Raw genomic sequence first — 12797 nt, 5'->3', positions numbered from 1 at the left:
GGGGTCAGCCGGCCGTGGAGGCGGTGCCCAGGATGTCCGCGGTCTGCTGCGCGAGCCCGGCTTCCAGCAGCTGCATGGACCGGGTGACCTCGGGGATGACCTTCGGACCGAGACGCTCGACCGCGTTGCTGAGCCAGTGATCCGACGCGGTCACAACCCCCTCACCCGCCGCCGTCAGCGTGATGACCGACTTGCGCCGGTCGGTGGGGTGCGCCTCACGCCGGGCGAAGCCGGCTGCCTCGAGCCGGTCCAGCAGTGACGTGACGGTTGAAGGCGTCAGTCCGAGCCGTTCGGCCAACTCCCGCGGGCCAAGTGGACCCCGCAGGTGCAGATGGCTCATCGCCAGGGTCTCTGGGACGCCCGTGCCGAAGTGCTCCGCGATGGCCTGGCGCAGGTGCTCGCCCGCAACGATCAGCGCGCGAAGAGCGTCGATGCCGTCCGCCAAGGGGTCCGCGGGGGGAGACGTGGACACGGTGGTCCTTTCGAAGTCGAATACGTGAAGCTGCAATCATACGTTCGCCGGATCGTTTGACAGTCGTACGGTTGACCGTTACTTTACCTTCTATTGACCCGCCGTGGGAGCGGTTCGGGTCCTCCTGAGCTCGTTCACACCGTGCAAAATCGAAAGGTCGTCCACCCATGTCTGCTTCCATCCGCCGCCCCCGCCGTCGTTCCGTCCGCGCCATCACCCTCGGCGCCGTCGCGACAGGGCTGGTCACCTCCGGCGCCCTGGTCTGGGGAGCGTCGTACTCCGCGTTCTCCGCCACCACGAGCAACGGGAGCAACAACTGGTCCGCCGGCACCGTCGCGCTGGCCGACGACAGCAACAACACCGCGATGTTCTCCGCGACCAACCTCAAGCCCGGCTCCACCGACTCCAAGTGCATCGCGGTCACCTCGAGCGGTTCCGTGGCCTCCGCGGTGAAGCTCTACGGCACGGGCGCGACGACGACCAAGGCGCTGTCCTCCTCGCTGAACCTCACGATCGTGCAGGGCACCGGCGGCGGCTCCGGCTCCTGCACCGGCTTCACCGCGCTCACCAGCGGCTCCGCGGTCTACACCGGCACCCTCGCCTCCTTCGGCAGCGCGGCCACCAACTACTCCACGGGCGTCGGCAACTGGGCCCCCACGGGCACCGCGTCGGAGACCCGCGTCTACAAGATCACCTACGGCCTCGACGCCAACACCCCGAACACGGCGCAGGGCGGCACCGCCTCGATCGGCTTCACCTGGGAAGCCCAGAACAGCTGATCGCCGAAGCGAGGCGGGTGCGGCCCCTACGGGTCGCACCCACCCCCGCTGCTGCCACCGGAGAACCGTCCGAACCGTCGAGGAGCCCGCCCGTGCCCGTTGCAGTCGTCCGCCCCACCGAGCCTCGGGTGCACGCCACCCCCGGCTCGACGTGGCGCGGCGGTTGGGGCGCCCTCGTGATCACTGCTCTCGCGCGCGCGGCACTGGCGATGCTCGCCAGCCTGCTGCTGTGGTCTGTGGTGCCGGTCGCGATCGGCTGGCACAGCACCGTCGTCATGAGCAATTCCATGGCACCGCAGCTGCAAACCGGTGACATCGTCGCCTCTCGCCCGATCGCGCCGCAGGACGTGCGGATCGGCCAGGTGCTCCTGGCCGACGACCCCGACCACGCCGGGCGACTGCGGATGCACCGGCTCGTCGCCGTACGCCCGGACGGGCGCCTCACGCTGCGCGGTGACGCGAACCGCACCGACGACTCCACCCCGATCTCCCGGAGCGCGGTCCACGGCGTCGCATCGTTGCGCTCGCCCTGGATCGGCAAGCCGGTCTTCCTCCTGCGCACCCACCAGGGCGCTGCCCTACTCCCGATCCTGGGCGCACTCCTCGTCCTGGTCTCAGCGGCGTTCGTCTTCCGCCCGGAGGACGAGGACGACGACGTCGAGGGGGATCGATTCGCTCCCTCGATCGCGCTCGCCTCTGCCGTCCCGTCCCACCTCGACAGCCCCCGCGCGACGACACCTCCGGGGTACGCCGCGCGACACGCGTCCGCTCCCGCCGCGCCGCGGCGTCGCGGCCGGCTCGTGCTCGTCGGCCTCAGCATCTGCGCCATCTCCGCCGGCGTCGCGCTGCCCGCGCAGGCCTCGAGCGCGTTCACCGCAAAAACGAGTAACTCGCCCGACACATGGTCGGCCGCCGATTACTTCAGTTGCGGCAGCGCCGTCCAGGCGGCCGATCCCTACCTCCTCTACCCCCTCGGCGAACAGAGCGGGAACACCGCGACAGACGCCTCGGGTGGCGGACGCAACGGCACCTACACGCCGAGCCGCACCGGTGGGACGACGGGCACCACCGCCGGTCCGTGCGACAGTGCGCGAGCGACGACGCTGAACGGCAGCTCCGGCTACGTGTCCACGCCGACGAAGCTCACCAATCCCAACAACTTCACCCTCGAGGTCTGGTTCAAGACCAGCACCACGCGCGGCGGTGCACTGATGGGCTTCTCCGACACGCGGACCGGGGACCCGACCTCGTACTGGGACCGGGTCCTCTACATCACCAACTACGGCCAGCTCGTCTTCGGCGTGAACCCCGGCCGAGTCACCTACGTCAACAGTGCACAGCGGGTGAACGACGGTGCATGGCACCTCGCGACAGCGTCGTTGTCCACCAACGGGATGCGGCTCTACCTCGACGGTGACCTGGTCGACAGCGACTCGAGCACCACTGCCGGCCGCAACTACGCCGGATACTTCCGGGTCGGCGAGAACGAGCTGCAGGGCTTCCCGGCCGCGCCCAGCAGCGACTTCATCGGCGCCAGCCTCTACGACGCCGCCATCTACAACAGCGCGCTCACCGCGACCCAGATCTCCGACCACTACAACGCGGCATCCTGACCTCAGCCCTCACCCGGAGCGAGCTCGTCGATCATCGGCACCACGTCGTGGATGCCGTCCTTCACCCAGGTCGGCACGTACGGGTAGCGACCCACCTGCTCGGCGCGGGTCGACCCGGACAGCACGAGGATCGAGCGCATCCCCGCCTCCAGGCCGCTGCGGATGTCGGTGTCCATCCGGTCGCCGATCATCACCGTCGTCTCGGAGTGCGCGTCGATCTGGTTGAGCGCGCTGCGCATCATCAACGGGTTCGGCTTGCCGATGTAGTAGGGGTCGACGCCGGTCGCCTTGGTGATGAGCGCGGCGATCGCGCCGGTGGCCGGCAGCGAGCCCTCCGCCGACGGTCCGGTGGCGTCGGGGTTGGTGGCGATGAAGCGGGCACCGTTGTCGATCAGGCGGATCGCGCGGGTGATGGTCTCGAACGAGTACGTGCGGGTCTCCCCCAGCACCACGTAGTCCGGGTCGCGCTGGGACATGATGTAGCCGACCTCGTGCAGGGCGGTCGTCAGCCCGGACTCCCCCAGCACGTACGCCGATCCGCCGGCCCGCTGGTCCTGCAGGTACTGCGCGGTCGCGAGCGCCGAGGTCCAGATCGCCTCCTCGGGCAGGTCGATCCCGCTGGCCAGCAGCCGCGCCCGCAGATCGCGGCGGGTGTAGATCGAGTTGTTCGTCAGCACCATGAATCGGCGCCCGCTCGCCTGCAGCTTCGCCAGGAACTCAGGAGCCCCGGGCAGCGCGTGCTCCTCGTGGACGAGCACCCCGTCCATGTCGGTCAGCCAGCACTCGACCGGTCTCCTGTTGGTCATGGCCGCATTCTTCCAGCACCGCACCGGCATCGGGCGCCGATCTCACCCCGCGCCGTAGTCGACGACGACTGGCGCGTGGTCGCTCCACCGCTCGGCGTACGACGGCGCGCGCCCCACCCGCACCCCCGTCACCGCGGCGGCCATCACCGGCGACGCCCACTGGTAGTCGATGCGCCAGCCGGTGTCGTTGTCGAATGCCTTGCCGCGCCAGGACCACCACGTGTACGGCCCGTCCACGGCGCCGGCGTCCGCGCGTACGACGTCCCGCCACCCGGCCGCCGCCCACCGGTCGAGGTGCGCCTGCTCCTGCGGCAGATAGCCGGACCTGCCGACGTTACCCTTCACGTTGCGCAGGTCCAGTGCGGTGTGGCAGATGTTGAGATCCCCTGTCAGCACAGCCTTCTCGGCCACCAGCTCGCTCATCCGCTCACCGATGCGGTCCAGGAAGGCCAGCTTCTCCTCCTCGCGCGGACTGCCCGCCTCACCGGTGTGCACGTAAGTCGAGGCCACCGTGACGTCACCGACGCGCGCCTGCACCCACCGGCCGGCCTGCTCGAAACCGGGCAGTCCGACCCGGACGTCGGTCAGCGGAACCGGTGCGAGGATCGCCACCCCTGCGCGACCGGCATCCGCCGCCTCGGTGTGCGCGACCGACCAGTCGCCCATCCCCACGTCGTCCAGCACCACGCGCAGCTGAGCGTCAGTGGCGCGCACCTCCTGCAACGCGACGACGTCCGGCTGCTGCTCGGCGATCCACGCCAGGCCGCCGCGGCGGTGAGCGGCGCGAATGCCGTTGACGTTGGCAGAGATCAGGCGCAAGAGTGCGGCGCTCAGCGAGGCTGGGCCGCGCGCACCGTGGGCGTGCCGGCGTTCTCGTCCTGAGCCAGCGCGTCGATCTCACCGACCAGCCGGTCGAACTCGTCCTGCTCCAGCGTCACGCCGGCCGCGTCCAGACCCTCGCGCAGCTTGTCGGCGATCTTCGCCTCGCCCGCGCTGTAGTCCCAGGACGTGGCGGTGTCGACCGCCTGCTGCGCGGCCTCGCGTGCCGCGTCGAGCTCTTCGGAGGTGTGCTCGCTCATGGTCATGACTCTCTTTCGCCGGGGGCGCCGCGCGCGGAGCGCGGACGTACGGCGACAGTAGTGAAGGACGCCGACAGCTCTCACGCCGGCGCGGCCCCGCGGAAGGAGCAGACGGTGCAGGAGATCTCGCACGACGTCGTCATCGTCGGGGCCGGCAACGCCGGCACCGCCCTGGCCGCCCAACTGTTGCGCCTCGGCGCCCGCGACGTGGCGCTGCTCGACCCGAGCCGGACCCACGTCTACCAGCCGCTGCTCTCCTACGTCGGCGCGGGGATGGCCACCACGGCCCAGACGCGCAGGCCCCGCAGCGCCCTCGTCCCGGACGGCTGCACCTGGCACACCCAGGCCGTCGCCTCGGTCGATCCCGACGCCGGCCACCTCACCACGACCGACGGCACCCGCATCGCGTACGGCGACCTGGTCCTCTGCCCCGGCGCCCGCCCCGACTGGGACGCTCTCCCGGGCTCGCGCGAGGCGATGGACGAGGCGCACGGCTCGACCAACTACCTGCCGGAGCTGGCGCCGAAGACCTGGGAGCTCATCCGCGGGCTGCGCTCCGGCACCGCGGTCTTCACCGTCCCCGACCGGCCGGTGCCGTGCGGCGGGGTCGCCTACAAACCCCTCTTCCTGGCGTGCGACTACTGGCGACGCACCGGGGTGCTGGACCGCATCGAGGTAGTGGCGCTCGTGGAGTCGCCGACCATGTTCGGCATCCCGCAGATCGACCGCCGGCTGGAGCGCGCGGCCCAGCGGTACGGCGTGCAGGTGCGCACCGGCACCTCCGTGCGCGCTATCCGCGCGGAGCAGCAGATCCTGGAGACGACGGCCGGCGAGCTGCACTACGACCTGCTGCATCTCACCCCCGAGCACCGTGCTCCCGAGTGGATCGCCGCTGCCGGTCTGAGCGACGGCGCCGGCAGCTTCGTCACCGTCGACGAACGCACCCTGCAGCACCCGCGCCACCGCCGCGTCTGGGGACTGGGCGATGCGGCCGACACCCACTCCAGCAAGTCCGGCGGGGCTCTGCGCAAGCAGGTGCCCGTGGTCGCCTACAACATCGCCGCAGCCCGGATGGGGCAGCCGCTGCACCAGTACGACGGGTACTCCGTCGCCCCCATCACCACCTCGAGGTCGCACCTGCTGCTGGCGGAGTTCGACCGCGACGGCGGGCTGGCACCGATGTTCGGCCTGCGCGACCTGGCCCGGCCACGACCCTGGACGCTCGCCTTCGATCGCTACCTGCAGCCGCAGCTCTACTGGCACGGGATCCTGCCCGGACGGCTCTAGCACGCGCGTCTCGACGTGCCGCCACGCCGCGCTACTTTGCAGTAACCTCAGGCGAACCGCGCCACCGTGGTGGAGTGCCCCGCTCATGATCGAGGAGAACGCCGCATGACTCACGTTTCGCCCGAACCCAAGGCCGCCCCCAGCTCGGACCTGAACGCGCGCCAAGAGGCACTGCTCTGGGCGGGCGCCGACGTGGTGTTCATCGTCATCCTGCTGCTGCTCAGCGCCACCTTCCTGTCGGTCAACTCCGACTCCTTCCTCACGGCCACGCTGATCGCGCCGTTCGTCGGATGGGTGATCGGCAACCTGCTCGCGTTCGCGGTCCCCCGCACGATCTCGACCCCGTCGTGGCTGATCGCGATCGTCGCGCTAGTGCTCGTCGTCATCTGCGCCGGCGTCTTCCACAGCGGGCAGGGCGTCATCGCCACCGGCCGCGGCCTCGCGGGCCTGATCATCGGCCTGGCCACCGGATTCCTCTTCCTTCGCGCGTGGCGCGCAGAGCACCAGGCACACCGCGTGGCACGCGAGACCGCCTGACGACCGCCTGACGACCGCCCGGCGTCGTACGCTGCGGAGATGGCCGACGCCGACAAAGCCGACACCGCCCCGACGAGTTCGCCTGCACCCGCACCGGATCCGGGCGATCACCTCACCCACACCAGTCACACCCTCGACCTGCCCGGCGGACCGTTGCACTACACGGCCACGACCGGGCGGGTCGTGCTGCGCGAGGAGTCCGTGGAGGACGGCGTGTGGAAGGGGCACGTGGCCCGCGCCCAGGTGGGGATCACGGCGTACACCCTCGACGACGCCGACCCGCACACCCGGCCGGTCACCTTCGCGTTCAACGGCGGCCCTGGCAGCTCCAGCCTCTGGCTGCACATGGGACTGCTCGGCCCCCGCCGGGTCGTCATGGGTGACGTCGGCGAGCTGGCCGCGCCGCCGTACGACCTCGCCGACAACACCGAGACCCTGCTGATCGACAGCGACCTGGTCTTCATCGACCCCGTCTCGACGGGTCGCTCGCGGGTCGTCGAGGGCGGCAAGCCCAAGGACTTCCACGCGTTCAAGCGCGACCTGGAGACCGTGGCCGAGGTGATCCGTCGGTGGGTCACCAAGGAGGGCCGCTGGATGTCGCCGAAGTTCCTGGCGGGCGAGTCCTACGGCACCACCCGTGCGGCCGGGCTCGCGCAGCTGCTGCAGGACGAGATGGGCATGTACCTCAACGGTCTGATGCTCATCTCCAGCGTGCTCGACTTCGGCACCGCCGAGTTCGACGGGCACGACGACCGCGGCCACGTGATGTACCTGCCGTTCTACGCCGCCACCGCGCACCGGCACGGCAAGCACCCGGGCCGCTCGTTGCAGGACGTGCTCACCGAGGCCGAGGAGTACGCAGCCCGCGACTACCCGTGGGCGCTCTCCCGCGGCAACCGGCTCACCGCCGACGAACGGGCTGACGCCGTACGCCGGATCGCCGACCTCACCGGTCTGTCCGAGGGGTACGTCGACCGGGCCGACCTGCGGATCGAGCACTGGCGCTACTTCGGTGAGCTGCTGCGCGACCAGGGCCTGACCGTGGGCCGGCTGGACTCACGCTTCACGGGTCCGGCCGCCTCCGGCATCGCCGAGCACATGGACGCCGACCCGTCGATGGACGCAATCGTGGGCCCGTACGCCGCGGCATACCAGGAGTATTCGCACACCGAGCTGCGCAATACCGACGATGCGCCGTTCAGCGTCTTCGGTAAGGGAGTGCTGGAGGACTGGAGCTACAAGGAGTTCGAGGGCCGCTCCGTCTACGTCGCCGACCGGCTGGAGCGGGCGATGCGCGCCAACGAGCACCTGCGCGTGCAGATCGCCTACGGCTACTACGACGGAGCGACGCCCTACTACACCGCGCAGCAGACGGTCGCCCACCTACGGCTGCCGCAGTCACGGCTGGACAACATCGAGCATCACTTCTACGACGCGGGGCACATGATGTACGTCCACCAGCCGAGCCGCGAGCAACAGAGCCGCGACCTGGCGGCGTTCGTCCGCTCGGCCTCCGGGGGCCCCCGAATCAGTAGGTGATGGTGGCCGACCCGTTCTGAGCGGCGTTGTTCGCGCTGCCGCTGCTGGTGACCGTGTTGCCCGCGCCGGCTGTGTAGCTGCTGCCCGAAGCGCCGGCGCCGCCGTACGCGGCATAGTTGGTGCCAGTCACCGCGCCACCGGCTCCGCTACCGCCACCTGCGTATCCGCCGCCGCCACCACCTGTGCCCACGACGCGCGTGCCGCCGGAGGCCGATGTCGGGATCGTCACACCCGTTCCGCCGTTTCCGCCGCCGTTCGCACCGGTGCCGTTGTTGCCACCCGCGTTGCCGTTGTAGCGAGTGGTGGGGCTTCCCGTGCCGGTGGCACCGTTTCCGCCGGCCCCACCCGTGGCGCCGCTCGGAGCCGCTCCGCCGACCGCGGTGAGGGCGGTGCCACCGGCGGTCGGGGTCAAGGTGACTGTTCCACCTGCGTTCGGGTTCGGTGTGGCGCTACCACCGGCGGTGCCGCTTGCGTTGTAGCCACTGGAGGATGCCGCCACCGCGCCACCGCCCCCACCAGCGACGACGAACGGCTTGCCGGTGGAGTCCAGGATCGCCGTGCCGCCTCCACCACCACGGCCGAGGTCGGCCGACGTCGATCCGCCGTTGCCGTACCCCGCACCGCCCGTGCCCACACCCGCGGCACCACCGACACCGCCGACCACCACCGTGATCGTCGTGGCGGTACCGGGCAGGGTGATCGTCCCCGAGATGGTCGCCCCCGAACCACCGGTCACCGCCGTACTCGCGTTGGCCCCACCAGCGCCGACGATCGTGTACGTCAATTTCGTCGTGCCCGCTGGGATCGAATACTGGGTCGAGCCCACAGCGGGGGTCAGGGTGACGGGCGGACTTGCAGCCTCGGCGGGTGCGGCAGCGCCGATGGCGATGACCGGCACCGTCCACGCGATGTGCCCGGCGATGACGCGCCGGGACGGGCCCGTGCGCTTCATGCGAGTCGGCTCCTGCGTACTCATCCCGAAATTCCTAGAACTTTCTCTTTACCACACAGAATTCTTTCAATGCGGATTCAGCTGATGTTCAGACCGCAACGCCGCATCTCTTGACCGCGACCAGACCAAAAATATACCAATGCCAGTCGAATCGGGCTCTTAGGCGTCCGCTAGTCGAGCGTTCATCGAGCGGTCACCGCCGAGGCACTCTCGCCCGAGGAAACCGGTCACCATGCGCAGCCGTCGGGTCCAGCCGGATGGACCACGGACCCGGCCGGCACGTGATCACCCGGCCAGACCCAGGTGGCCGCTGCCCGGCGCCGGCGTGACGTCGGTGATGGCGGGCCCTGTGCGCCCCCACCACTCGGCCATGTACTGCACTTCGCTGCCGGCGAGGCTCGGATTGGTGCGGAACCATTGCAGATCGGGATGGTTGCTCATCCCCGCGGCGAACACTGCCGCCGGTGCCAGCACCGGGTCGTCCGCCAGGCCTGCCAGGTCGACCTCGTCGGGTACGCACCCGGCGTGGGCGAGGGCCTGGAGCAGCGCGAACCGCTCGCCAGAGGTGACCATGAGCTCGACCAGTTGCTGCTGCTGCCCGGGGCGTGCGAGGTAGGTGAGCACATGTGCCGCCGCTTGCGCCGCATACGGCTCGGCCGGGTCGACCATCTGCTGCACGGCAACGTCGGCCAGGACGTCCCGGTAGGGACTGGCTGCCAGCATTAACAGCGAATGCTCCTGGCGTTCCACGAAATCGGGAGACAGCGCCTCGCGCAGGAGACGATCCAACATCGGGTCGTCCAGCCCCGACTCCCGCAATGCGGCAAGCCGGTAGCTGCTGAGAGCGGCCGGGCTCTGCACCCGAGCACCCGCAGCGGTCGGTGCCGGGTAGCGCCCCAGCCTGGCCACGACCTGCTGGGTGAGGGTCGCCGACAGACGCTGCGCGAGCATGAACGCGGGTCGGCCGCGATCCATCCCATCGCTCGCGGCATGGGTGATCGCGCGACTGAGGTCGGGGACAAGGTCCCCGGGGAGCGTGCCGCGGCAGATCGAGTTGAGCAGACCGTATGCCGCACCCCACTGCTGCTCGCCCTCGGATCGCTCGAAGAGGCCCACCAGCCAGCGGAGCACGGCAGGGTCGGCACTGGTGCCGAGGACGGCCACGACCCGGGCGGAACCCCGGGCTCCCTGCTCGGAGGAGACGCGCTCGACCGAGTCGAGCAGAATCCGACTCGCGTCGCCATCGGCCAGCAGCGACCCCACGGTGTGCAGTCGAGTCGTCGATGCGTGGTGCACCGATCGCATCGCCTCGGAGAGCAGTTGATCCACCCAACTGTTCAGCACCGACGGCGGGAGCACCGGCCCCGTCGGTCGCGTGATGACGTCGGCCACCTGCATCCAGTCGGTCCCGAGCATGGCGCCGGCGGGCACCCTGGTCTCCCAGTCGCCGAGGGCCGCGCCGAGCTGCACACGCGACATCGGTGCGTGCGCTTCCGGTGCGAGCGCCGGGCCGAACATCCGGTCGATGCCGCACACGACCCCGACAAGATGTCCGGCAGGCAGGCTCAACGCCGCTTCGTAGGCACGGACCACCGAGAGCGGGACACGTTCGGCCCCGGTCTCGTAACGGCACAGGGTGCTGGGGCCCAGGTGACAACCCTGCGCTCGAAGCATCTCGAGGAACTTCCCTGCCGGGCCCGGCACCGTCGCAAGCCTGCTGAGCCTCAGCAGCCACGCGATGCGCGCCTGCGGGTCGACGCTGCGCCCACGCAGCGGTGTTCTGTCATACGGCATGGCGACCGGACGGCCACGCCCCGGAACCCAGCTCATCACGCCCCCTCGACGCGAGCCGTGCGACTTCGCAGCTCGACGGGCGCACCCGGAACAGTTCCGTGCCGGCGTACGCCGGACGACGGCGGCGCGGGGTGATCCCGCAGGACCGCGTCGAGCATCTCCGGGTTCAGGCCACTGTGCGGCCCGAAGCACGCCTGCACATCGAGCACCATGGGCAGTCCGTCCGCGCCGCGCCGGACTCCCACCTCGAGGGGGCCGGTCAGGCCGAGAGCGCGGACCGCGGCCCGTGCGACTCCCTCCACCCCGACGGCGTGATCGTCCCCGACCAGAGTCATCGTGGTCGCCGTGTCGTCTCGGACGGACTCCTCCAACACCGTCGAGAGCCGGCCCTTGCCGTCCAGCGGCCGATAGAGGACGACGGAGTACGCCGGTCCGGGGACGAACCGTTGCACGAACCAGTCATCGCTCATGGCCGACCAGTCCACGTCGTCCGAGCCGTTGAGGACCGTCGCCGCTCGCGCTCCGCTGGCCCATCGGGAGCGCAGCGTCAGCTGCCCGCCCATCGCGTCTAGCGCATCCTCGGCGTCGGCGAAGTCGCTCGGGACGCCGAAATCGGGAACCCCCACTCCATGTGACCGCAGGCTCCACGCGGTCAGCAACCGGTCGTGCGCCGTACCGGTGGGCCCGGGGCCCGGGACGACGACATCGACGCCGAGTGACAGTCGACCGACCGAGATCGCCGGCAGGGCGTCACTGCTCGCGGGTATGACGAGGTCGATGCCGTAGCGCTGCACGATCCGGGCAAGAGCGGGCAGGAAGCCGGGGTTCGTCGGCTCGGGCATGAGATGGCACACCGCTGACGGAAGGCACATCGGCCGGCTGTCGGCGCAGTGCACTTGCAGTCCTCGGGTGGCCAGTTGCTCCACCAGGACACGTCCGGCGGCGCCCTCGGCGCCCGTAACGAGGACGCGGCGCCGTTCGGCCGTGAACTGCGGAGTCTCCCGCCCGTAACCCGCGTGCGGCTGATGCTCTGACAATGGGTGCCCCTTGGAAGGTCCCGAAAGGGAATAGCGCCGCGGCCCATGTGGTCGTGGCGCACTGATCTGGCGCACCGAGCCGGAAGGCCGGTGCGTTTCATGAGAGGAAGATCGCCGCCCCCAGGTGGCTCGGCTTCTTCAGGTCTTTACTGGCTGCGAACGTAAGCCCTTACCTTTTCCTGGTCAAGCGTTTACGTTTAATTTACCTTTTGTTGACTAGCACTTACCGCTGCCGGGCAGCGTCAAGTGTGTGTTACCGCAGGTCAGCGAGCCGACGGGCGCCCTTTCGGCCTACCGGACAATCCCAACGAGATGATGACCCCCTCCTGACGGAGAGGTGGGGGTATTGCCGATTTTTTGCAGGGGTTCTTTCGCGCTCGCAACAGCTCGGCGCCGTATTGGAAGGCTCCCTAGTCTGCTCGCCACACGGCCACCCGGCACAGGACGGGCGACCTATGAGAGGAGTCGGCGTGAGGGGTTGCGTTGGCTATGCGCCAGGGGTGTACGACCTCTTCCATGTCGGTCACCTCAACATCCTGCGGCGAGCCCGCGAGCGGTGTGATTACTTGATCGCGGGAGTCGTCTCCGACGAGATGGCCGAGCGGGCCAAGGGGCGGGCCCCGGTCGTCCCGACATCAGAACGGCTGGAGATCATCCAGCACATCGTCTTCGTCGACGAGGCGATCATCGAGACCGTCCCGCGCAAGTTGGACACCTGGCGCGAGCATCCGTTCGACGTCATCTTCAAGGGCGACGACTGGCGTGGTACCGCGAAGGGCGACCGGCTCGAGCAGGATTTCGCTGCGGTCGGAGTGACCGTGTGCTACCTGCCGTACACGATCCACACATCGAGCACGTTGCTGCGGGAGGCGTTGCACCATGCCGCGTCGTGAGGCAGCGGC

The 12797-nt window shown here is 69.8% G+C and carries 13 protein-coding genes; 6 read left to right on the top strand and 7 right to left on the bottom strand.

Annotation, left to right across the window (positions count from 1 at the left end; translation table 11 throughout):
* Window positions 1–4: 4 nt before the first annotated feature.
* Window positions 5–472, bottom strand: coding sequence for a MarR family transcriptional regulator (locus tag JOB34_RS11670; RefSeq protein WP_347813841.1), 468 nt, complete (start codon window positions 470–472; stop codon window positions 5–7).
* Window positions 473–639: 167 nt separating this feature from the next.
* Here JOB34_RS11670 and JOB34_RS11665 point away from each other — a divergent pair, with 167 nt between their 5' ends.
* The gene (locus JOB34_RS11665) at window positions 640–1251 is read left to right on the top strand and encodes a hypothetical protein (RefSeq protein ID WP_243758028.1); all 612 of its coding nucleotides are present in this window, start codon (window positions 640–642) and stop codon (window positions 1249–1251) included.
* A gap of 92 nt (window positions 1252–1343) precedes the next feature.
* A complete protein-coding gene (locus tag JOB34_RS11660; protein WP_208052891.1) occupies window positions 1344–2864 on the top strand; it encodes a LamG-like jellyroll fold domain-containing protein in 1521 nt (506 codons plus the stop codon).
* A 2-nt stretch (window positions 2865–2866) separates the two neighbouring features.
* Here JOB34_RS11660 and JOB34_RS11655 read toward each other — a convergent pair whose 3' ends face one another.
* From JOB34_RS11655 to JOB34_RS11645, 3 genes are read right to left on the bottom strand one after another with little or no spacing between them, the layout of a single operon-like run.
* Entirely contained in the window at window positions 2867–3670 is an 804-nt protein-coding gene (locus tag JOB34_RS11655; protein ID WP_208052890.1) for an HAD-IIA family hydrolase, read from the bottom strand.
* 42 nt (window positions 3671–3712) lie between these two features.
* Window positions 3713–4489 carry an exodeoxyribonuclease III gene (locus JOB34_RS11650; protein WP_208052889.1) on the bottom strand — a complete coding sequence of 259 codons (777 nt, stop codon included), beginning with the start codon at window positions 4487–4489 and terminating at the stop codon, window positions 3713–3715.
* An 11-nt stretch (window positions 4490–4500) separates the two neighbouring features.
* Window positions 4501–4749: a DUF3775 domain-containing protein gene (locus JOB34_RS11645; RefSeq protein WP_179482275.1), complete on the bottom strand. Its 249-nt coding sequence runs from the start codon at window positions 4747–4749 to the stop codon at window positions 4501–4503.
* Between the two features lie 114 nt (window positions 4750–4863).
* On the opposite strand from JOB34_RS11645, the gene JOB34_RS11640 reads away from it, so the two are divergent.
* The 3 genes from JOB34_RS11640 to JOB34_RS11630 all read left to right on the top strand — a co-directional run bounded on the left by JOB34_RS11640 (window position 4864) and on the right by JOB34_RS11630 (window position 8112).
* Window positions 4864–6036 carry an FAD/NAD(P)-binding oxidoreductase gene (locus JOB34_RS11640; RefSeq protein WP_208052888.1) on the top strand — a complete coding sequence of 391 codons (1173 nt, stop codon included), beginning with the start codon at window positions 4864–4866 and terminating at the stop codon, window positions 6034–6036.
* Between the two features lie 105 nt (window positions 6037–6141).
* The gene (locus JOB34_RS11635) at window positions 6142–6573 is read left to right on the top strand and encodes a hypothetical protein (RefSeq protein WP_208052887.1); all 432 of its coding nucleotides are present in this window, start codon (window positions 6142–6144) and stop codon (window positions 6571–6573) included.
* 39 nt (window positions 6574–6612) lie between these two features.
* Window positions 6613–8112 (top strand): peptidase S10, encoded by a 1500-nt coding sequence (locus JOB34_RS11630; RefSeq protein WP_208052886.1) that lies wholly within the window; start codon window positions 6613–6615, stop codon window positions 8110–8112.
* Here JOB34_RS11630 and JOB34_RS17900 read toward each other — a convergent pair.
* From JOB34_RS17900 to JOB34_RS11615, 3 genes are all read right to left on the bottom strand, one after another.
* Window positions 8102–9064 (bottom strand): hypothetical protein, encoded by a 963-nt coding sequence (locus tag JOB34_RS17900; RefSeq protein WP_179482283.1) that lies wholly within the window; start codon window positions 9062–9064, stop codon window positions 8102–8104. The genes JOB34_RS11630 and JOB34_RS17900 overlap by 11 nt on opposite strands.
* A gap of 285 nt (window positions 9065–9349) precedes the next feature.
* A complete protein-coding gene (locus JOB34_RS11620; protein ID WP_208052885.1) occupies window positions 9350–10894 on the bottom strand; it encodes a hypothetical protein in 1545 nt (514 codons plus the stop codon).
* The gene (locus JOB34_RS11615) at window positions 10894–11700 is read right to left on the bottom strand and encodes a hypothetical protein (protein ID WP_208052884.1); all 807 of its coding nucleotides are present in this window, start codon (window positions 11698–11700) and stop codon (window positions 10894–10896) included. The genes JOB34_RS11620 and JOB34_RS11615 overlap by 1 nt, the downstream gene beginning before the upstream one ends.
* A 650-nt stretch (window positions 11701–12350) precedes the next feature.
* Between JOB34_RS11615 and JOB34_RS11610 the strand changes: the two genes are divergently transcribed.
* Window positions 12351–12788, top strand: coding sequence for an adenylyltransferase/cytidyltransferase family protein (locus JOB34_RS11610; protein ID WP_208052883.1), 438 nt, complete (start codon window positions 12351–12353; stop codon window positions 12786–12788).
* Window positions 12789–12797: the final 9 nt, after the last annotated feature.

The organism is Allobranchiibius sp. GilTou38, assembly GCF_017565325.1.
Lineage (GTDB): Bacteria > Actinomycetota > Actinomycetes > Actinomycetales > Dermatophilaceae > Allobranchiibius > Allobranchiibius huperziae.
The sequence above is the reverse complement of the archived record's forward strand: the minus strand, read 5'-3'. Positions and strand labels throughout refer to the sequence as shown.